Annotated in this window: 19 protein-coding genes; 3 read left to right on the top strand and 16 right to left on the bottom strand. The window is 34.8% G+C overall.

The genetic code is table 11. The annotated features are described in order from the left end of the window. The first annotated feature begins 14 nt into the window (after positions 1-14). From BMW63_RS09700 to BMW63_RS09690, 3 genes are read left to right on the top strand one after another with little or no spacing between them, the layout of a single operon-like run. On the top strand, positions 15-1,121 hold the full coding sequence (locus tag BMW63_RS09700; RefSeq protein WP_074723274.1) for a carboxylate-amine ligase: 1,107 nt from the start codon (positions 15-17) through the stop codon (positions 1,119-1,121). A 45-nt stretch (positions 1,122-1,166) separates the two neighbouring features. Next, positions 1,167-1,997, top strand: coding sequence for a type 1 glutamine amidotransferase (locus BMW63_RS09695; RefSeq protein WP_074723273.1), 831 nt, complete (start codon positions 1,167-1,169; stop codon positions 1,995-1,997). A 14-nt stretch (positions 1,998-2,011) separates the two neighbouring features. Then, the gene (locus tag BMW63_RS09690) at positions 2,012-3,202 is read left to right on the top strand and encodes a hypothetical protein (protein ID WP_074723272.1); all 1,191 of its coding nucleotides are present in this window, start codon (positions 2,012-2,014) and stop codon (positions 3,200-3,202) included. A gap of 5 nt (positions 3,203-3,207) precedes the next feature. On the opposite strand, the gene BMW63_RS09685 is transcribed toward BMW63_RS09690, so the two are convergent. The 16 genes from BMW63_RS09685 to BMW63_RS09610 form a co-directional block, all read right to left on the bottom strand. Further along, entirely contained in the window at positions 3,208-3,897 is a 690-nt protein-coding gene (locus tag BMW63_RS09685; RefSeq protein WP_083380424.1) for a DUF4240 domain-containing protein, read from the bottom strand. Positions 3,898-3,953: 56 nt separating this feature from the next. Next, positions 3,954-5,609 carry a M1 family metallopeptidase gene (locus BMW63_RS09680; protein ID WP_074723271.1) on the bottom strand — a complete coding sequence of 552 codons (1,656 nt, stop codon included), beginning with the start codon at positions 5,607-5,609 and terminating at the stop codon, positions 3,954-3,956. Between the two features lie 50 nt (positions 5,610-5,659). Continuing rightward, on the bottom strand, positions 5,660-6,874 hold the full coding sequence (locus BMW63_RS09675) for an ATP-grasp domain-containing protein (protein ID WP_074723393.1): 1,215 nt from the start codon (positions 6,872-6,874) through the stop codon (positions 5,660-5,662). Between the two features lie 4 nt (positions 6,875-6,878). Then, entirely contained in the window at positions 6,879-8,309 is a 1,431-nt protein-coding gene (locus BMW63_RS09670) for a leucyl aminopeptidase family protein (protein WP_074723270.1), read from the bottom strand. Then, on the bottom strand, positions 8,310-9,446 hold the full coding sequence (locus tag BMW63_RS09665) for an alpha/beta hydrolase (protein ID WP_074723269.1): 1,137 nt from the start codon (positions 9,444-9,446) through the stop codon (positions 8,310-8,312). A 136-nt stretch (positions 9,447-9,582) separates the two neighbouring features. Beyond that, positions 9,583-10,182, bottom strand: coding sequence for a bifunctional phosphoribosyl-AMP cyclohydrolase/phosphoribosyl-ATP diphosphatase HisIE (gene hisIE, locus BMW63_RS09660; RefSeq protein ID WP_074723268.1), 600 nt, complete (start codon positions 10,180-10,182; stop codon positions 9,583-9,585). Positions 10,183-10,227: 45 nt separating this feature from the next. Continuing rightward, the gene (gene hisF, locus BMW63_RS09655; RefSeq protein ID WP_074723267.1) at positions 10,228-10,983 is read right to left on the bottom strand and encodes an imidazole glycerol phosphate synthase subunit HisF; all 756 of its coding nucleotides are present in this window, start codon (positions 10,981-10,983) and stop codon (positions 10,228-10,230) included. A gap of 216 nt (positions 10,984-11,199) precedes the next feature. Continuing rightward, positions 11,200-11,964, bottom strand: a complete 765-nt coding sequence (gene hisA, locus BMW63_RS09650) for a 1-(5-phosphoribosyl)-5-[(5-phosphoribosylamino)methylideneamino]imidazole-4-carboxamide isomerase (RefSeq protein ID WP_074723266.1) — start codon at positions 11,962-11,964, stop codon at positions 11,200-11,202. A 79-nt stretch (positions 11,965-12,043) separates the two neighbouring features. After that, positions 12,044-12,625 carry an imidazole glycerol phosphate synthase subunit HisH gene (hisH, locus tag BMW63_RS09645; RefSeq protein WP_074723265.1) on the bottom strand — a complete coding sequence of 194 codons (582 nt, stop codon included), beginning with the start codon at positions 12,623-12,625 and terminating at the stop codon, positions 12,044-12,046. Positions 12,626-12,703: 78 nt separating this feature from the next. Next, complete coding sequence (hisB, locus tag BMW63_RS09640) at positions 12,704-13,840, bottom strand: bifunctional histidinol-phosphatase/imidazoleglycerol-phosphate dehydratase HisB (protein ID WP_074723264.1); 1,137 nt, start codon at positions 13,838-13,840, stop codon at positions 12,704-12,706. 157 nt (positions 13,841-13,997) lie between these two features. Further along, the gene (hisC, locus tag BMW63_RS09635) at positions 13,998-15,047 is read right to left on the bottom strand and encodes a histidinol-phosphate transaminase (protein ID WP_074723263.1); all 1,050 of its coding nucleotides are present in this window, start codon (positions 15,045-15,047) and stop codon (positions 13,998-14,000) included. Then, positions 15,037-16,329, bottom strand: a complete 1,293-nt coding sequence (hisD, locus tag BMW63_RS09630) for a histidinol dehydrogenase (RefSeq protein ID WP_074723262.1) — start codon at positions 16,327-16,329, stop codon at positions 15,037-15,039. The genes hisC and hisD overlap by 11 nt, the downstream gene beginning before the upstream one ends. A gap of 100 nt (positions 16,330-16,429) precedes the next feature. After that, on the bottom strand, positions 16,430-17,287 hold the full coding sequence (hisG, locus tag BMW63_RS09625) for an ATP phosphoribosyltransferase (RefSeq protein WP_074723261.1): 858 nt from the start codon (positions 17,285-17,287) through the stop codon (positions 16,430-16,432). Positions 17,288-17,559: 272 nt separating this feature from the next. Next, entirely contained in the window at positions 17,560-18,069 is a 510-nt protein-coding gene (locus tag BMW63_RS09620; RefSeq protein WP_074723392.1) for a DUF2231 domain-containing protein, read from the bottom strand. A gap of 48 nt (positions 18,070-18,117) precedes the next feature. Beyond that, positions 18,118-19,236, bottom strand: a complete 1,119-nt coding sequence (locus tag BMW63_RS09615) for a VIT1/CCC1 transporter family protein (RefSeq protein ID WP_074723260.1) — start codon at positions 19,234-19,236, stop codon at positions 18,118-18,120. Between the two features lie 9 nt (positions 19,237-19,245). Next, positions 19,246-20,364 carry an efflux RND transporter periplasmic adaptor subunit gene (locus BMW63_RS09610; protein ID WP_074723259.1) on the bottom strand — a complete coding sequence of 373 codons (1,119 nt, stop codon included), beginning with the start codon at positions 20,362-20,364 and terminating at the stop codon, positions 19,246-19,248. Positions 20,365-20,372: the final 8 nt, after the last annotated feature.

The following is a 20,372-nucleotide window of genomic DNA, read 5'->3' as shown; positions in this document are numbered from 1 at the left end:
AAAAAAGCTCGAAAATGAAAAAACTACCTGCTTTTACCCTTGGTGTTGAAGAAGAATATCAAATTATAGATCCTGAAACAAGAGATCTGCGCTCGCATTTGTCTAAAATTGTTGATGGAGCTAAGATTATATTGAACGAACAAGTAAAAGCAGAAATGCACCAGTCTGTCGTGGAAGTTGGTACCAATATTTGTACGAATGTAAAAGAAGCCGAGAAAGAAGTTAAATTCCTGCGAACAAAAATTGTTGAATTAGCAGATAAACAGGGATTGATTGTAGGTGGAGCTGGAACACATCCTTTTTCGAAATGGCAAGATCAACCTATCACAGATGATCCACGGTACCATACCATTGTGAATGAATTGCAGGATGCGGCACGTTCCAATTTAATTTTCGGGATGCATTGCCATGTAGGAATCGAAAACCGCGAAATAGGCTTGAAATTAATGAATCAAGCCTGCTATTTTTTGCCTCACATATTTGCGCTTTCTACCAATTCTCCTTTTTGGGAAGGCCGGCAAACGGGTTATAAATCCTTTCGAACAAAAGTTTTTGATAAATTCCCAAGGACCGGATTACCAGAATATTTTGATTCAGTAGCATCTTATGATAATTTCCTAGAAACTTTGGTAAACACCAATTGCATTGATAACCCAAAGAAAATTTGGTGGGATTTGCGTTTGCATCCCTTTTACGATACCATTGAATTTCGTATTTGTGACATGAGTTTAACCGTTGAGGAGACCATGTGTATTGTCGCGGTCATACAGGCGGTTGTGGCTAAGTTGTATAAGCTAAACCAACAAAACATGAGTTTCAATATTTATAGAATTGCACTCATAAAAGAAAATAAATTCAGGGCTTCACGGTACGGAATCGAGGGGCATATGATTGATTTCGGACTTCAGAAAGAAGTAGAAACAAGAGTGCTGATTCTTGAATTACTAGATTTTGTAGATGATGTGGTGGATGAGTTAGGAAGCCGTGAGCAGATTAATTATGTACATCAGATTTTGAAAAATGGAACTGGAGCTGCCAAACAATTAGCGGTATTTGAGAAAACGAATGACCTAGCAAAGGTGGTTGATTTCATAACTGATGAATTCACTAAGGGCTTGTAAATTATTAGATTATCTTTGTAGCCTACTTATAATAAAGATTAGTCCATGAATAAGAAAAAAATAACAATTGCTCTCTTGGATATGTACGACGGAGTGCCCAATCAAGGAATGCGCTGTATAATTGACATAATAAATAGATTTAATCCTTTGGTAAGTTTTAAAATTTATGATGTTAGAGGAAAATGCGAATTGCCCGAAATTGATCAGTACGATATTTATATTTCTACAGGAGGCCCGGGAAATCCATTAATTGGTGACGGAGCCTGGGATACAAAATACTATGCTTTTATTGATGCCTTAACAAAATGGAACCTTGAAAATCCAGTAAAAAAGCATGTCTTGTTCATTTGTCATTCCTTTCAGATGGCTTGTAAACATTTTGGACTTGCTGAAATCACCAAAAGGAATGATACTTCGTTCGGTGTTATGACAATCCATAAAACGAAAGAAGGTCAAACTGATCCGCTTTTTGAAGGCTTAAGCGATCCTTTCTATGCTATTGATTCCAGAGATTATCAGGTGGTACAGCCTAATTTAAGTGTTTTTAAGAAAAAGGGTGCTAAAATCATTTCCTTGGAAAAAATTAGAGACCATGTGCAATACGAACGCGCGATTATGGCCGTCCGATTTACGGATTATTTTGTGGGTACACAATTTCATCCTGAAGCAGATCCAATAAGCTTTGTTTCTCATCTGAGAAATAAGGAGGCCAAAGAAAAAATAAAAGAGATGAAAGGGAAAAGAAAGTTTAGAAATATGCTGGAAGATTTATTGGATGATGACAAGATCTACAGAACAAATGAAACTTTGATTCCGAATTTTCTACGCGCTGCTATAAATGACTTGATGAAAACAAAAAAGATGATGTCTAATTAATTCCTTTAACTTGTATGATTTCAAAATATCGAAAACTATTCAATGAGCAATTCACAGAAAATAAATATCAGCAATTAAAAGATGATATCGCTTCTGACTTTGATTACGAACCGACTTTTCGAATTGCGGAAACTCCATTTTTTATATCTAACGAGCTAAAAGAACAATTAATAGAAGGTTGTAACGAAGTTGTAGCTTTAATTCAAGACGTTAACTTTAAGTCGTTAACAAATAAAGCATTAGGATTAAACAATAAAGTGCCCAATGAAGATGAGCATACTACTTTTTTGGCCATCGACTTTGGAATCTGTGAGGAGAACGGAGCTGTAGTCCCGAAACTGATTGAAGTACAAGGTTTTCCTTCTTTATATAATTATCAGACTAATTTATGCGATAAGTTTATTAATCAGTATCCCTTTCTTTACGAGTTAACTCCCTTTTTTAATGGTATTAATCCGGATGAATACTTGAAGATTATAGAAGATGTGATCTGCAATCATCATCCTAAGGAAAACGTCATTTTACTCGAAATAGAACCGGAAAAGCAAAACACAAAAATTGATTTTTACTACTGTAAAAGAGATATTGGAATACCGATTGTTTGCGTAACAGAACTAATTAAAAAAGGAAGACAGCTGTTTTATAAAAATGAAAATAACGAAGAGGTACTTGTAAAGCGTATTTACAACAGAGTCATCTTTGACGAATTGGACTTGCGTACAGATTTAAAATTAGATTTTAGTTTCTCTGATGATTTGGAGGTCGAATGGGTAGGACACCCCAATTGGTTTTTCAGAATTAGTAAATTCATCTTGCCTTTCTTAAAAGGGAAATATTTCATCGAGACGACACTTTTGAGCGAGTTAATTGAAATTCCCGACGATTTAGAAAATTATGTTTTAAAACCTCTATTTTCTTTTTCAGGAACTGGAGTTATTTTTCATGTTAAAAAAGAAGACATTGACGCTGTCGTGGAAAAGGAACTATACATTCTGCAAAAAAAGGTAAACTACATTCCCATAGTACAATCTCCGGATGGCAAGGTAAAAGCAGAAGTCCGGGTACTTTGTGTTTGGAAAAAAGAGGATGCTGCTCCTACTCTATTGTGTAATCTAGTGCGATTGAGCCGCGGTGAAATGATTGGGGTTAAATTCAATAAAGACAAAGACTGGGTGGGTGGAACTATCGGTTTGTTTGAAAGATAATTTATTTATTTCCACAGTTTTTGAAATAGAACGGGACAAACTTTCTCCATAGTTGCAGGTTCATCTGGATTCCAATTAAATTTTAGTAATGGATAATTTTCGTCATTGGTTACGAAGGCATCATAGTCAATATAAGAATATAAATCTTCACCCGTGCTATTCTTAAACGCATTCATTGCTACATACCAAAAACCTTCAAATTCATAAGATTCCCTGCCTTCAACCACTTCATTAACTAAAGCGTCAGGGTTGGATTTAACTCTGTAAAACACCTCTTTTCCCTGAGAAATTAACCAACATCTAAAATATTCAAATCCACCATCAGAGCATCCACCACTTACAATATATGCGGCACACCACAATTCTGGATTATAGCTGTCGTAAAGGAGTTGGTCTGTTCGCAAACGAAAGCCTATCATTTCTTGGGGAGTCAATTTCTCAATTTCGGAAACTAAAAAAAGCTCTTGATCTTCTTGGTTTGTAGTTTCCTTTAATGAATTTTCAATTAGTGCCCAATAAGCCTCTTCCTCTAACATTTCACTTGATTTTGGAAGTGAAATTGAATCGAGATTAATTCGAGGTGTAATTTCTAGATTTTCAATACTTTCCAATGGCTCTTCTTGAGTTTGCGCATTATTTTGAGCAAAAACAGTAATGCTAAAGAATAAAGAAAATAATACAATTGAATTTTTCATAAAACAAAAGGAATTTTACAATGTGTTTTTTAATACCTCCGTAAAATTAGCTAATTTTATTCTGTAATATCAAATTCGGCTACATAAAAATTAGCATCAATTTTAAGTTGAGGATTTTCTACAGTAACGGCATTAGTTACCCAGTCGGTAGTTGGTTTAATCCATTTTTCTTCGCCGCTCAGGGTTACTTTTACTGGCATATTGAAACCTGTGACACAATTAGTCCAGCGAAATCCTAGTTTTTTATCTTTAAAAAAATATTCTAAAGTTGGTATTCTAGTGTCCCTTAAATACTGATTAAAAACGGACGATAAATCAATTCCAACGGAAGTCGATAAATAATCTTCTATTTGCTTCGTAGTTACTGTTTGATGATAAAAAGTACTGTTTAAACCTCTTAAAATAGTTCTCCATTTTTCATCGTCATTTACAATTTGACGAATCGTATGCAGCATATTAGCCCCTTTATAGTACATATCGCTCGAACCTTCACTGTTTACGTCATAGTGGCCAATGATTGGTTTGTCATTTTCAATATTTTTTCGAATTCCTCTCACGTACTCATAACCGGCCTCTTTTCCGTAATAATACTCCACAAAAAGACTCTCTGAATAGTTGGTAAAACTCTCGTGAATCCACATATCTGCGATATCTTTATCTGTGATGTTATTCGCAAACCATTCATGCCCAGATTCATGGATAATAATGAAATCGAATTTAAGTCCCCAGCCTGTTCCGCTCAAATCTCTACCTCTATATCCATTTTTGAAGCCATTCCCATAAGTAACTGAACTCTGATGTTCCATTCCTAAATAAGGAGCTTCTACCAGTTTGTAACTGTCTTCATAAAACGGATAAGGTCCAAACCAATGTTCAAAAGCTTTAAGCATGCGAGGAACATCTTTAAATTGTTCTTTGGCTTTTGCCAAATTATCTCTCAAAACATAATAGCTACAATCTAAATCGCCTTTTTCTCCTTTGTATTTTTCAGAGAAAGAAACATAATCCCCAATATTTATATTTACACCGTAATTATTGATGGGATTAGAAACATACCAGTTAAACGTTTTGGTTCCGTCTTTTAGTTTTTTAACGCTAAGCAATCGTCCATTAGAGACATCGGTAAGGTTTCCGGGAACATTTACACTAATCAGCATACTTTCTACTTCATCGTACATATGATCCTTATTTGGCCACCATACACTAGCGCCCAATCCCTGACAGGAAGAGGCTATAAATGGATTGCCATTGCTGTCCTTTTTCCAAGTAATACCGCCATCCCATGGCGGATTCACGGCAACTTTTGGTTTTCCGCCGTAGAAAACGGTAAGTTCTTTTACAGTACCCAGTTTTTGAAGGGCAACCAATTCAATAAAAAAAGCATTTCCTTCTCGTTTATATTTTAATTCAACGCCATCTTGAATTACTTTATATATCTCTAAAGGATTTTGCAGATCAATTTGCATGCGGTTGTATTCTTGTACTACTTGATATTTAATAGTATTGGAACCTGTTATAGTACTGTCTTTGGGATTTACTTTAATATCCAAATGATAATACTTCACGTCCCACCACGCTCTTTCTTTAGTAATGCTTCCTCTGAGACTGTCTTGTTTGGTAAATACTACTTCAGATTTACCCAAAAGCCCTTGGGCAAAACTACTATTCGAAATAAATACTACGGCACAAATAATAACAAAAATTTTTTTCATGAATGCGGAATCTTTTAATACAATTCTATTTTTAAATCGGAACTATTCTATTAATGTAGTTTTGAGACTGTTTCTTGGGGTACCACTACAGTAAAATCAGCGACTAAGCGATCTACATATTCAGTTAGTAGCTCTAAAACTCTTTCGCTTTTATCAGACTGAACCACTAATCCGGCATGGTAATCTAGAGGAACTCTAAAGCAAACCTCAGGGTCAGAAAAAGAAGACAGATCAGGATTTTGATATTTAGACAAAGTCAATACAATTCCTGCATAGCCTTTTTTTACTTTTGGTAACTTATATTTTTGATCTCTTACCAATGCATCTTCAATGGCGGCCCATTCTTTCCAAAGATTTATATTTGAAGCAGCTTCGACCATTTCTGCTAGATGCGCTCCACCTACGCGAGATGATGTTTCTAAAAAGTAAATTTTTCCATCTTCATCGCTTTTAATAAATTCAGTATGTGCAGCGCCATGTTTTAATCCGAAATCTTTCATGACTTGCTCATTTACCTTTTTTATCGCTTTATCGTCTTCCGAATTATAAGGAATATTGGAGCTACGAAAAACACCACCACCTTGTGATATTTCCATCGGAGTGACCAAGTATTTTGAAGTCAAGCTAAAAATGACTTTGCGATCTGAAATCAAACTATCACAATGATATACTGCACCTAGTTTGAATTGTTCCAGTAAATATTTGAAACGGTTGTTTCCCATTTCATTAATATGAATCCATAAGGTTTCTTTATCGTATACTTTTATAATACCGTTCGCCGAGGCTTCTGACCGTGGTTTTAAAACCCATGGAGGAGACACAGTATCGGCAAACGTATTAATGTCGTGATCGTTAAATAAAGAACAAAAAGCCGGAATAGAAATGCCACAACTCTTTGCTCTCATGCGCATCGCCAGTTTATCTCTAAAATAACGTCCCGTAGTTTGTCCCATACCATCAATTCGCAGGTTTTCTCTCAGATAGGTTGCTTTTTCTACATCATAATCATCTAATGCTACAATGGCATCAATTTGATTCGACTTCATTAAGTTCCCAACACCCAATAATAAATGCTCTAAGTTCCAATCGATATCCTGACCTTGCATATAAAAGGTTTCGTCTATAGAATCATGCGGCCATGGTTTGTCTCTCAGTTTTTCACTGGTTATGAGGTAGACTTTGTTGCCCAAACTTTTTAAATGAATTAAAAAATCGGCTCCCTTGAAATAATTCGAAATACAAATGAAGGTTTTAGGATTTTGCATAAGCTTATAAATTTTCAATGAATTTGGTTAATAAATGTACTCCGTATGCCTTAGCATGTTTGCTTTTTGCAAATTCATCGTCGCCAAATGCTACACCAGCGACATCCAAATGTGCCCAAGCAGCATGCTCGTTTGTAAAATATTCTAAAAATTTAGCCGCGCTAATAGCACCAGCTACTGGTTTTCCGCTATAATTTTTTACATCTGCAATGTCACTTTCAATGTCTTGTTTGTAGACATCCCAAAGTGGTAATTGCCACAGACGCTCGCCTACTGAATCTCCCGCTTCCTGCAGCTTTTTGGAAATAGTTTCATTATTGGTAAACAAAGCACCACATTCGTATCCTAATGTTCCAACACTACTTCCAGTAAGTGTAGCGATATCAACTATATATTCTGGCTTGTAATTTTTTATAAGATAGGAAATACCATCTGCTAGGACCAAACGACCTTCAGCATCAGTATCAATAATTTCGATTGAAGTTCCGTTGTAACTATGAATCACATCACTTGGTAAAAATGCTTTTGCATCGACAGCATTTTCTGCACAAGGGACAATAGCAGTGACTTTTACAGGCAATTGCAAATCAGCAATCAATTGCATGGCTCCAAACACGGCAGCACCACCAGCCATGTCACACTTCATATGAACCATTCCTGCTGTTTTTATATTCAAACCTCCAGTGTCAAAAGTAATTCCTTTACCCACTAGCCCAACATGCTTTAAGTTAGGAACATCTTCTTTTGGGGTATAAGTCATGATAACAAATTGTGGTTCATTTTCACTGCCTTTTCCAACCGCTAAAAAAGCACCGAGTCCTTCTATTTGACATGCTTCAAGACCAAGAACATTGACCTCAAATCCATATTTACCGCCTTTATCTTGAGCCCAATTTGCAAGATACTTCGGTGTTACTTTATTTGGTGGTAAATCAACCAGTTCTAAAGTTTGAAGTTGGGCGCGAGCAATTTTGATCGCTTTATCGATTGTTGCCGAATAATCTTTAGAAGATAAAATTTCTAGTTCAAAATCCGGATTTAAAAAAGGATGTTCGTCCACTTTTTTGAAATGACCTAAATTATAAGTACCTAACAATAGACCAGAAACGGTTGCTTCTACTTGGTCAGTATTGAATTCTTCTGGAACAAATAATGCTACATTTTTTCCAAAAGATTCTTTTTCCTTAGCGGAAATTCTCCTCGCTATTGTTTTTAATCCCTTGTACTCGATTGCTTTACCTAGTCCAATAAATAGGTAGGTAATGTTATTATTCTCGGCTAAATAAGAGGTATCCTTCTTGCCGTAGAAAACTTTAGACGATATTTCTAAACCTTCAAATTGGATTGGAACTATACTTTTTGCATTAGTTTCAAAAACGGGTATTAAAACGGTTCCTGAAAAATTCTCTAATTTATCTATTTGCTTCGTTTTCATTTAATTATCTTTTGTGTTAAAAAAAAGCCACTCAATAGCTTTAGGAAATTCATCACTCCAATAGGTCTCGTTGTGTTTTCCTTCTTTATTGATGCTCAAATTAATTTTCATTTTATCTTTTACAAATTCGTTTGCAATGGCGCGATCCTTGAATTTTTTTACATGTTCTATCATAGTGTCACTTTCATCACCACCGGCATATAAATATATTTTGGTGTCTTCTGTAACGTCTTCGTCCACTTTTATTTTCATATCAGGCTTAACCCAAAGCGAAGGAGAAAAAATCATCAATTTACCAAACACTTTTGGATATCTCAGTCCACTAAAAATACTGATTAATGCACCCATTGAACTACCCCCTATTCCGGTATTAGCGCGGTCTGTTTTAGTACGGAAATTAGTATCTACAAACGGTTTCAACGTTTTGGTTACAAAACGGATGTATTTTTTTCCCTGTCCTTTTCCTAATATTGTTTTACCTACATTATATTCTTTTAGTCTGTCTTCTTCCGCATGTTCAATGGCAATTATAATAATCTTTCCAATTTTATACTCTGACATTACAGCCAATTTTTTGTCAATCTCCCAATTACCATATTCTGTATTCTCATTGAATAAATTCTGGGCATCCTGTAAATACATCACGGGATAGCTTTCGTGTGAAGTATCATAATCGTGAGGAAGCAACGCCCATATTTTCCTAGTTCGATTCAGTTCAGTAATTTCAAATTCATCCGAAATGAGTAGGACTTGTGGCAAATAGCTTGGTTTGAATGGCAGCCAGTTTTTTCTCCACCTACTTACATGTTCGTTTTGTATTCCCGTATGCTTCTTTGTTGACCTGTTTTCAGTACGATTGCCGTTCCTGTCAATTTCCACTTCGCTCCAATCCCCTTTTGTAAATTTATACAATAAAGTTTCAGGATAGTCAAAATCATGGGTGAATTTGAAATGATATAAACCACTTCCAATTTTTTCCATTACGAACTCTTTATCTTGCGTATCCCAATCGTTAAAATTACCCGAAAAATATACTGGACGTAAATCATCTTCATCGGTGGTTAATATTATGTGCAGTCCTGTTTTTATGATTGTACCTTTAAGATCTAAAGTGTTGCTTGTATTGTCAAAATTCATAACGTGTAATGTGGTATTTTATAAATAATAGTAAATATAGGGGATTGCAACTTGAAATAAAAGAAAAAATAAAACCCAACAGCAAATGAAATTACTGTTGGGTTTTATATCGTTTAATTAAAAAGAAAAAAAATATCTATTTTTGGCGACTTTTTAATACGTCAACTACATCGTTGATTTTGAACCCTTTTGCCTGTAGTAGAATTAGGTAATGGAAAAGTAAATCGGCACTTTCACTTAAAAACAAGTCGTCGTTTTCATCTTTTGCCTCGATAACCACTTCGACTGCTTCTTCACCGACTTTCTGTGCAATCTTATTGATTCCTAATTTAAATAAAGAAGCCACATAACTCTTTTCAGAATCTGCATTTTCTCTTCGTGCTTGAATGGTGTCTTCAAGAGCAGAAATGAAACCGTAATTCGTTTTGTTTTTTGTTGCCCAGCAGGTATCAGTTCCTTTGTGACATGTAGGGCCTTCCGGTTTTACTTGAATTAGCAAGGTGTCATTGTCACAGTCATTTTTGATGTCTATTAGATTCAAAAAATTACCACTTTCCTCTCCTTTTGTCCAAAGTCTTTGTTTCGATCTGCTGTAAAATGTCACTTTTTTAGTATCCACAGTTTTTTGATAGGCTTCCGCATTCATATAACCTAACATTAAAACAGTATTGGTTTCACTATCCTGAATTATGACAGGAATTAATCCGTCTGTATTTTTTGAAAAATCTATATTCATTATTTTTAGTCTAAAGTTATAAAGTCGAATGTCTTAAAGATAAAACTATATTCTAACCTCAATATTATTATTTTTAAGTTCTTTTTTTAGTGTTTTGATTTCAATTTCTTTAAAGTGAAATACGCTTGCTGCCAATGCTGCATCTGCCTTTCCATCAATAAAAGTATCTACAAAATGTTGTATGTTCCCAGCACCACCCGAGGCAATTATTGGAATATTGACTAAACTTGAAAGTTTGGCTAAAGCTTCATTTGCAAATCCGTTTTTGGTTCCATCATTATCCATTGATGTAAACAGGATTTCCCCCGCGCCTCTTTGTTCTACTTCTTTTGCCCAATCAAACAAGTTCAATTCCGTTGGCACTTTTCCCCCTACCAAATGTACAATCCAGCGACCGTCAATCTGTTTGGCATCGATTGCAACAACTACACATTGACTTCCAAATTTTTGAGCCAAGTCATTAATCAATTGGGGATTTTTTACAGCCGAGGAATTGATTGAAACCTTATCCGCTCCATTCTGAAGCAAAATTTCAACATCCTCCACGGATGAAATTCCACCACCTACCGTAAACGGGATATTAATTGTAGAAGCCACTTTTCGTACTAAATCAACCAAAGTTTTTCTTCTTTCTTCTGTTGCAGAAATATCCAAGAAAACCAATTCATCAGCTCCTTCATCGGAATAGATTTTGGCTAATTCCACAGGATCACCAGCATCACGCAAATCTACGAAATTTACACCTTTAACGGTTCGTCCGTTTTTTATATCTAGACAGGGGATTATTCTTTTTGTTAGCATGTCATTTTTTGTTACACAGAGGTTCGCAGAGCTTCCACAGAGATACGCAAAACTTTTGTCAAGCTCTGTGTTCTCTTTGTGTTACTTTGCCGAATACTCTATGGCATTATACATTCATTTAATTGTTTATTCCACATAGATTCTCGAAGTTTTCACACAGACACACAAAAATCTCAGCTAATCTTCGTTTTTCCTTTGTGTCTCTTTGCGAAATACTTATTTATTTAATATGTAGTTTTCTAATTGTTTCAAACTAATTCGTCCTTCGTAAATCGCTTTTCCTATTATAGTGCCTTCGCAACCTAATTCGGCTAATTTAGGCAATTCATCAAAGGTAGAAATTCCACCTGAAGCGATTAATTTTATTGCTTTGGCTTTCGCCAACTTCTCGACTGCGCTCGAAGTGACGTTGCATTCATCAATAATTTTTTTATACAAATCAAAACTTGGTCCTTCAAGCATTCCATCTTTGGCTATATCTGTACAAATAACGTGTTGAATTCCTTTAGCTTGATATCCTTGTATAAATGGAATTAAGTCTTCATCAGATTCTTCTAACCAACCTGATACAGCTACTTTTTCATTAGTTGCATCTGCTCCAAGTATGATTTTATCAGCACCGTATTCTTGAATCCATTTTTCGAATAAGGCTCTGTTTTTGACTGCAATACTTCCACCGGTGATTTGGTTAGCACCACTTTCAAAAGCAATTTTCAAGTCGGCATCCGACTTCAATCCACCGCCAAAATCAATTTTCAATTTTGTTTTAGAAGCAATTTGCTCTAATATTTTGTAGTTGACAATCTGACTTGACTTTGCACCGTCAAGATCCACTAAATGTAAATATTCAATTCCGTGCGCTTCAAATTCTTTGGCAACCTCAAGCGGATTTTCATTATAAATTATCTTGGTGTTGTAATCCCCTTTTGACAAGCGAACACATTTTCCGTCGATGATATCTATTGCAGGTATTATTCTCATTTGATTTTCGATTGTAGATTAACGATTTTTGATTTCAGATTGTACTTGAAATTGATTTTTGCCATTGTCATTAAAATAGTTATAATTTTAGAAAGTTTCCAAGAATTTTCTCCCCTACATCACCACTTTTCTCGGGATGAAACTGGGTTCCGTAAAAATTATCCTTTTGCAATGCTGATGCATATTCTACTTCATAATTTGTTGTGGCAATCGCTTCATCACAAAGTGGTGCATAAAAACTATGTACTAAATACATGTATTCGTTTTCAGCAATCCCGTCGAATAAAGCCGACTTCAAATTGTATATTTGATTCCAACCCATTTGTGGCACTTTTACTTTTGAAGTAAATTTAATCACATCTATATTAAAAATCCCCAAACCATTGGTATTCCCTTCTTCTGATTTGTTGCACATTAACTGCATTCCCAAACAAATTCCTAAAACAGGTTGCGTTAATGTTGGAATTAAACTGTCCAATCCGCTTGCTAAAAGCATTTTCATCGCTGAACTGGCTTCACCCACTCCTGGAAAAATCACTTTGTCAGCTGCTTTGATTTCATCAGGGTTGTTACTCAAAACCGCTTTGAATCCCAATCTTTCGATAGCAAACATAATGCTCTGAATATTTCCTGCTCCGTAATTTATGATTACTATTTTCATCTATTTTTGTTTCAAGTTTAAAGTTTCAGGTTTAAAGTTATCGTGCTAACTTTAAACCTGAAACTTTAAACAACTTTTTTAAAGCATCCCTTTCGTCGATGGCAAAATCATTTTCTCGGTATCGCGTTTTACGGCTACTTTTATCGCTTTGGCGAAAGCCTTAAAAATTGCCTCAATTTTGTGATGTTCATTTTGTCCTTCCGCTTTTATATTGATGTTCGCTTTGGCACCATCAGAGAAAGATTTAAAGAAATGCAAAAACATCTCTGTTGGCATTTTTCCTACCATTTCGCGTTTGAATTCGGTTTCCCAAACCAACCAGTTTCTACCTCCAAAGTCAATCGCTACTTGCGCTAAGCAGTCGTCCATAGGCAAACAGAAACCGTAACGCTCAATCCCTAGTTTATTTCCTAATGCTTTCGCAAAAACTTCACCTAAAGCAATCGCGGTATCTTCAATTGTATGATGTTCGTCCACTTCTAAATCTCCTTTTACAAGGATTTCTAAGTCCATTTGTCCGTGACGTGCAATTTGGTCTAGCATATGATCAAAAAAAGCAATTCCAGTTTCGATTTTGCTCTTTCCTGTTCCATCCAAATTTAAATTGATGTAAATATCCGTTTCATTCGTTTTTCTCGAAATTGTAGCCGAACGTGCCTCTAATTTCAAATACTCATAAATCTCTTTCCAGTCCGTTGATTGTAATGTAATAACATCATCTAATTCTTCACGCTTAGAAGCGATTTCAGTACTTCCCGCACCTTCACTCACGTTCATGAAAATTGCTTTTGCACCTAGGTTTTTAGCCAATTCCACATCTGTTAAACGATCTCCTAATACAAATGAGTTAACCAAATCATAAGCTGGGTTATCGATGTATTTTAGTAACATTCCAGTCCTTGGTTTGCGCGTTGGCGCATTATCCTCTGGAAACGACCGATCAACAAAAATATCATCAAAAAGAACGCCTTCATTTTCGAAAGCTCTTAAAATAAAATTCTGTGTTGGCCAAAACGTATCTTCTGGAAAACTGTCTGTTCCTAAACCGTCTTGGTTGGTCACCATGACCAATTCGTATTCTAATTCCTTAGCAATTTTTGCCAAATATTGAAATGCTTTTGGATAAAATTCTAATTTATCTAAACTATCTAATTGGTATCCTTCTGGTTCTAAAACCATAGTTCCGTCACGATCTATAAAAAGTACTTTTTTCATTTGTTATAATTTAAAAGAAACACAAATTTCACAGATTTTCACGAATTAGCAATCGCTTAAATTCTATTTATTTTGAGTTCTATTTTCTTATTTTTTTTCTAAAACTATTTTATTTTTAATAACTACACTTTCAAAATAACACTTCTAAAATTTGTGTTTAAATTGTCGTCAATGCCTCCATTAACTTCTTATTTTCTTCTGCTGTACCAATAGTCAAACGCAAGGTATTTTCACATAAAGGTTGCGTAGTTCTATTTCTAATCACAATTCCTTTGGCAATTAATTCATTGTATCTTTTATTGGCGTCATCTACTTTTATTAAAACAAAATTTGCTTCTGTCGGATAAATTTTAGATACAAATTTTACCTCATTTAATACTTTAAGTAAATCATCTCTTTGTATTACAATTGAGTCTATTTCTAATTGTATTTTTTCTTTATCAGCTAATCTTTCTAAGGCTCTTTGTTGTGTTAACTCATTCACATTATAAGGTGGTTTTATTTTGTTTAAAACCGAAATAATGGCTGCAGATGCATAGCAAATCCCTAAACGAATTCCAGCTAAACCGTACGCTTTTGATAAAGTTTGTGTAATGATTAAATTAGGATATTCGTCCAATTCATTTAACCAACTTTGCTTTTTTGAGAAATCAATATACGCTTCGTCAATGACTACTAATCCCTTAAAATTTTGAAGTAAAGTAACCACACTTTCATCATCAAATGAATTTCCTGTAGGGTTATTCGGCGAACATAAAAAGATCATTTTTGTATTTGTATCAACCGCTTCTAGAATGGAATCGATCTCAGGTTGGAAATCTGTAGACAATAAAATTTCTCTGTTTTCAACTGCGTTAATATTAGCCAATACGCTATACATTCCGTATGTTGGTGGCAAAGTAATTACGTTATCTGTTTTAGGTTCGCAAAAAGCCCTGAACAATAAATCCAATACTTCGTCGCTTCCATTACCTAATAAAACTTGATCTACTTTCAGGTTTCTTTGTTTGGCTAAAACCGCTTTTACGCTGCTTTGCTCAGGATCAGGATAACGATTCACTCCATTTTGATATGGATTTTCATTGGCATCCAAAAATATCATTTGAGCCACATCAAAATCTTTGAATTCATCACGAGCAGATGAATACGGTTTCATGGTTTTAACGTTCTCACGAACTAAATTATTTATGTCGAAACTATTTTCCATCTTTAATCGCTTTTAATCGTAATGTAACTGCATTTTTGTGTGCTTGCAAGCCTTCCTCTTCGGCCATCACTTCAATTGCTTTTCCAATATTCTGAATTCCTACTTCAGAAATCTTCTGAAAAGTCATTGATTTTGTAAAACTATCCAAGTTTACACCGCTATAGTTTTTAGCATAACCATTTGTTGGTAAAGTATGATTAGTTCCCGAAGCATAATCTCCAGCACTTTCAGGCGTGTAGTTTCCTATAAAAATAGAACCTGCATTTTCGATTCCGTCAATATAAAAATCATCCGATGATGTGCAAGCTATAAAGTGTTCTGGTCCGTATTCATTGATTAAATCCAAAGCGATTTGGTTATTTTCGACAAAAATCAACTTTGAATTAGCAATTGCTTTCTCGGCAATGTCTTTTCTTGGTAAAGCGTCTAATTGGATTTGAATTTCTTCTTCAACGGCGTCAATTAATGTCTTTGAGGTTGAAACCAAAATCACTTGACTATCCGTACCGTGTTCTGCTTGCGACAACAAATCTGAAGCTACAAAAGCAGGAACAGCAGTATCATCTGCAACAATCAATAGTTCGGAAGGACCAGCAGGCATGTCTATTGCTACACCAAACTGCGTTGCTAATTGTTTCGCTACGGTTACAAATTGATTTCCTGGTCCGAAAATTTTATATGCTCTAGGAATTGTTTCCGTTCCAAAAGTCATTGCAGCGATAGCTTGTATCCCTCCTACTTTTAGAATTTTAGTAACTCCACATAAATTGGCAGCATATAAAATAGCTGGATTTATATTTCCTTTTTTATCAGGAGGAGAACAAAGAACAATTTCTTTGCAACCTGCAATATTTGCAGGAACAGCCAACATTAAAACGGTTGAAAATAAAGGTGCCGTTCCACCAGGAATGTATAAACCAATCTTTTGAATAGGTCTTTTTTCTTGCCAGCATTCAACTCCTGCAACTGTTTCAACGGCTACTCTTACTGTTTTTTGAGCAGCATGAAACTTTTCGATATTATTTTTAGCTAACTGAATGGCTTCTTTCAATTCTGTCGAAACAGCAGCGACCGCGGTTTCAATTTCAGCTTTGGTGACTTCTAATTTATCGATGGCAACACCGTCAAATAGAGAAGTATATTTGGCTACAGCCTCATCTCCTTTTTTTTGAACTTCCTTAAAAATTTCTTTTACCGTTAGTTCGATATCGTCTACCGTTTTAGTAGGTCTTTCTAGTATATCTGACCAGGTTTCTGGCGTTGGGTTGTATATTTTGTTCATAGTTTTGTCATTTAACCGAAAAGATTTTTCGAAAAGTTTACAAAAGCATCAATCAGCAAGTTTTTCAAAACTCATAATTCATACTTACTAATTTATAATTCTAAAGTACCATTTTTTCAATTGGACAAATCAAGATCCCTTCGGCACCAGCGTCTTTCAACTGGTCAATTACATCCCAAAAAGTGTCTTTATCTATTACCGAGTGTACACTACTCCATCCTTCTTGTGCTAAAGGCAATACCGTTAAACTACGTAAAACTGGAAGAATTTTTCCAACTGCATCTATTTTATCATTAGGCACGTTCATCAAAATGTATTTTGATTTTCTGGCTCTCAAAACAGATTCAATTCTGAATTGTAATGTGTCAATTAGTTTTTGAACCTCTGGAGTCACTTTAGGAGAAACAGCTAATACTGCTTCACTCTTATAAATGATTTCAACTTCTTTCAGATTATTTTTGAATAAAGTACTTCCACTAGATACAATATCAACGATAGCGTCAGCAAGACCAATATTGGGAGCAATCTCTACAGAACCTGAAATTTGGTGAATATCAACATTTACTCCAAAAGAATTGAAATATTCAATCACTGTATTTGGATAAGAAGTTGCAATACGCAGTCCGTTTAAATCTTGAATCGAATTGTACTCGAATGTTTTAGGAACAGCGACAGAAACTTTACATTTTGAAAAACCTAGTTTTTGAACTACTTGAATTCCTTTTCCTTTTTCGACTAATAAATTATCTCCAACAATGGCGATATCTACCACACCGTCAATCAAATATTGAGGAATATCTGAATTTCTTAAATATAGAACTTCTAATGGAAAGTTTGAGGCTTCCGCTTTTAATTGATCAATTCCGTTGTTAATAGAAATCCCACAATCTTTCAAGATCTGAATGCTGTCTTCGTTTAAACGTCCTGATTTTTGAATTGCAATTTTTAATGTACTCATTGTAATGTTTTTTAGTTTGTTTGTAATATTATGTTTGAGTACAAAGGATATTAAATAAAAAACCCGTTTGATGTACTCAAACGGGTTTTAAAATATGATGATTTACAACCATATCATTAACACATCGCTTGAGAGCAATAATGGAAATGATGATGATGTAATTGTATTGTGAACATAATTTTTTTTATTTCTTTATACAGCAAATATAAGAGCTTTTTTGATTAAAAAGCAATTTTTAGTTTAACTAAATATGACTAATTTGTTAAATAAAACTATTCTTCGTTTTTATCCGTAGTACTTTCTGATTGGAAATTACCATTTTCAACAGCTGAATTCAATGTATTATCACGAATTTCAGTATGACGTATTTCTCCTCCTGAGGTTCCCACACTTGATCCCAAAACTGCAGCTCCTAAAGCTAAAACAAGCGTAATATAAGATGTAAATTTAGAAAATTTATGGTTCTTTATACTCGTATATAGTGATGCTAAACTAAAAATTCCCGTAGCATATAATAACAAGGCTAACTTTTCAGCTAATTCTTCATGTTCATGAATGATCTGTTTGCCAATATTTGGCATATCTTCCACCATTTCCTCAGCTCCATCGCCCGTATACATACTTAAAAATGCAAAAATAGCGGCGACAATTAATACTATATAAGCAGTATTTTTGACTGAATTGTTTTTTAAAACCAATCCAGCAATTAAAATTCCCAAACCAAATATTGTTCCGATAATAGGGAAATGGTTTACCACTAAGTGTAAATGAGCATCATTCATAAGTTTTATATTTTTAACAAACATTAATAAGGAACAAACATAATAAATTTATCCAGCTAATGAAACCCCAATTAAGGATCCAATACCATAAGTGATAGCAGCTGCAGCTAATCCAAAGAAAACTTGTCTAAATCCCGAAAACAAAATCCCTTTGCCTGTCAATAAGGTGATGGCAGCGCCAATTCCAAAAAGTCCGATAACACTGCTACCAATACTCAAAAGTATAGCATTTTTCCCGTCTAAAAACATAAAAGGATACAATGGTATAATCGCTCCAATTGAAAATAAAATAAAGGAAGCAATTGCTGCCTCCCAGGCAGAACCTCCCAGTTCTTCTTTATCTATACCTAATTCTTCGGTGATTATGGCGTCAATAGCTGTTTCATGGCTTTCAAAAGCTTTATCTGCCAGTTTTTGCGCTTCAATCACATTCATTCCTTTAGCCTGATACAATAAAACTAATTCTTTTTTTTCTTCTTCGGGAGATGCTTCTAATTCTTCTGTTTCTAAGTCGATTTGGCGTTGATTCAATTCTCTAGAACTTTGAACCGAAAGCCATTCTCCTAATGCCATTGAAATCGCTCCAGCCATCAGTCCTGCAATTCCCGTCAATAAAATAGTATTGTTAGAGACCGCAGCGCCAGCGACGCCCATGACTAAACTCATATTGGAAACCAGACCGTCATTCGATCCTAAAACAGCTGCACGTAAGGCATTTCCACCTACTGATTTATGACGGCTTTCAAATTTAGAAAGAAACCCTCCAGACACATTTAAAGCGGCATTATTGTTAACCGCTTCAATGATATTTAAATGGTTGTGTTCAAAACCAGTAGGTTTTTCACCCTTTTCAATTTTATTCTTTATAGCATTAATAGCAAACTGTTTTTCGACACTTGACAAACTACTGATTATAGATCCGTAACCAAACAACTTACCCAACTTAAGCTGAAATTTAGCTCTAGAAGATGGTGCAGGCATTTCATATTTCTGTTCAATAGTCCTTACTTTATCCAACATATGTTGCGCATGCCCTTTCTCAATATCTGACAAACTGCGTAAGACCCTATTGAGATTTTCATCCGCTTGAATTTCGGCGATGCTATCATAAAGAAAAGCAGTGTCAACTTCAGTTTGCAGTTGCCCTTTCAGTTTATTTAAATCCATACTTTAGAATTAATTAACCACGTCAAAAACGCCTTTTGTTAAAATTTTAGAAGAAGAATTAATTTGATTATCAGGAATAATTTCAACATATTTCTCTGATTTCTCTCCTATTTTTACTGCTATCTTTTTAAAGAAATAACTGTCGTTTTTTTCTTGCTTCAATAAAAGTACGAAATTTTTGTCGTTCTCAGTAATTAAAGCTCCTGTAGGGATTGCTAGGCCTTTTTTAGAATTTACCACAATAGCCGCTTCTACAAACATTCCAGTAATTAATTTTTGCTTGATATTATCGTCTAAATGCCCGTGAACATTGATCGTTCTGTCATTTCCTTCAATAGATTTTCCTACTAAATGTACTTTGGCATGGAATACTTCTTTTGTAGCTTCTGGCACGGTAAAATTGATGTCTTGGTCTACTTTTACTTTTAAGATGTCTTTTTCGAATACATTTAATTCTAAATGCAAATGATCCGTTTCTATAATTTCAAGCATTACATCAGAAGGTGCTACATACATACCAACATTGGCATTCATTACGACAATATCACCCGATATAGGAGCGAAAATAGTAATTACTGAGGTCAATTTACCATTTTCGACGTTTACAGCATTAATGCCTAACAGCTGCAATTTTGCTTTTAAACTTTGATACATTGCTTTTGCTCTTCGATACTCACTTTCCGCTTTTAGATAGTTTTTTTGAGAAGTAATTTTTTCATCAAATAATGTTTTTTGACGTTCGTATTCTGATTTTAAATATTTAATTTGTTCCGCTACTTCCAAATATTCTTTTTGAATATCAAGAAATTCTGTGTTTTCTAAAGTCAATAATGCTTGTCCTTTTCTCACTTTATCACCTACTAATAACGTAGTTGCTTTGATGTTTCCTCCAACAAACGTAGTTACTTTCGCTCTGTTTTGCGGCGGAACATCTATTTTTCCAGTTGTTTTTACAGTTACTTCAAAATCTTGTTCCACAGGACTTCCTATTTCCATTGCCGAAGATTTAAATTGTGGCAGTGTCACCGTTACTAAAGTAGTATCGGTAGCAACGGCTTCTTCTGTTTTAGTTTCTTTGCACGAAAATAGAACGATTGACAAGGCGAGTATATATAGTGTTTTTTTCATTTTTTAGG

Origin of the sequence: Flavobacterium frigoris (genome assembly GCF_900111075.1) — a bacterium.
GTDB classification, from domain to species: domain Bacteria; phylum Bacteroidota; class Bacteroidia; order Flavobacteriales; family Flavobacteriaceae; genus Flavobacterium; species Flavobacterium frigoris.
The sequence above is the reverse complement of the archived record's forward strand: the minus strand, read 5'-3'. Positions and strand labels throughout refer to the sequence as shown.

Bases quoted from the DNA above. Each gene is read 5' to 3' on its own strand.
- BMW63_RS09675 (WP_074723393.1), bottom strand. From the start codon at position 6,874: ATGCAAAATCCTAAAACCTTCATTTGTATTTCGAATTATTTCAAGGGA.
- hisIE (WP_074723268.1), bottom strand. From the start codon at position 10,182: ATGAATATAGATTTTTCAAAAAATACAGACGGATTAATTCCTGTCATA.
- hisB (WP_074723264.1), bottom strand. From the start codon at position 13,840: ATGAAAAAAGTACTTTTTATAGATCGTGACGGAACTATGGTTTTAGAA.
- hisC (WP_074723263.1), bottom strand. From the start codon at position 15,047: ATGGAAAATAGTTTCGACATAAATAATTTAGTTCGTGAGAACGTTAAA.
- BMW63_RS09695 (WP_074723273.1), top strand. From the start codon at position 1,167: ATGAATAAGAAAAAAATAACAATTGCTCTCTTGGATATGTACGACGGA.
- BMW63_RS09685 (WP_083380424.1), bottom strand. From the start codon at position 3,897: ATGAAAAATTCAATTGTATTATTTTCTTTATTCTTTAGCATTACTGTT.
- BMW63_RS09615 (WP_074723260.1), bottom strand. From the start codon at position 19,236: ATGGATTTAAATAAACTGAAAGGGCAACTGCAAACTGAAGTTGACACT.
- hisA (WP_074723266.1), bottom strand. From the start codon at position 11,964: ATGAGAATAATACCTGCAATAGATATCATCGACGGAAAATGTGTTCGC.
- BMW63_RS09680 (WP_074723271.1), bottom strand. From the start codon at position 5,609: ATGAAAAAAATTTTTGTTATTATTTGTGCCGTAGTATTTATTTCGAAT.
- hisG (WP_074723261.1), bottom strand. From the start codon at position 17,287: ATGAGTACATTAAAAATTGCAATTCAAAAATCAGGACGTTTAAACGAA.
- hisH (WP_074723265.1), bottom strand. From the start codon at position 12,625: ATGAAAATAGTAATCATAAATTACGGAGCAGGAAATATTCAGAGCATT.
- BMW63_RS09670 (WP_074723270.1), bottom strand. From the start codon at position 8,309: ATGAAAACGAAGCAAATAGATAAATTAGAGAATTTTTCAGGAACCGTT.
- hisF (WP_074723267.1), bottom strand. From the start codon at position 10,983: ATGCTAACAAAAAGAATAATCCCCTGTCTAGATATAAAAAACGGACGA.
- hisD (WP_074723262.1), bottom strand. From the start codon at position 16,329: ATGAACAAAATATACAACCCAACGCCAGAAACCTGGTCAGATATACTA.
- BMW63_RS09690 (WP_074723272.1), top strand. From the start codon at position 2,012: ATGATTTCAAAATATCGAAAACTATTCAATGAGCAATTCACAGAAAAT.
- BMW63_RS09665 (WP_074723269.1), bottom strand. From the start codon at position 9,446: ATGAATTTTGACAATACAAGCAACACTTTAGATCTTAAAGGTACAATC.
- BMW63_RS09620 (WP_074723392.1), bottom strand. From the start codon at position 18,069: ATGAATGATGCTCATTTACACTTAGTGGTAAACCATTTCCCTATTATC.
- BMW63_RS09610 (WP_074723259.1), bottom strand. From the start codon at position 20,364: ATGAAAAAAACACTATATATACTCGCCTTGTCAATCGTTCTATTTTCG.
- BMW63_RS09700 (WP_074723274.1), top strand. From the start codon at position 15: ATGAAAAAACTACCTGCTTTTACCCTTGGTGTTGAAGAAGAATATCAA.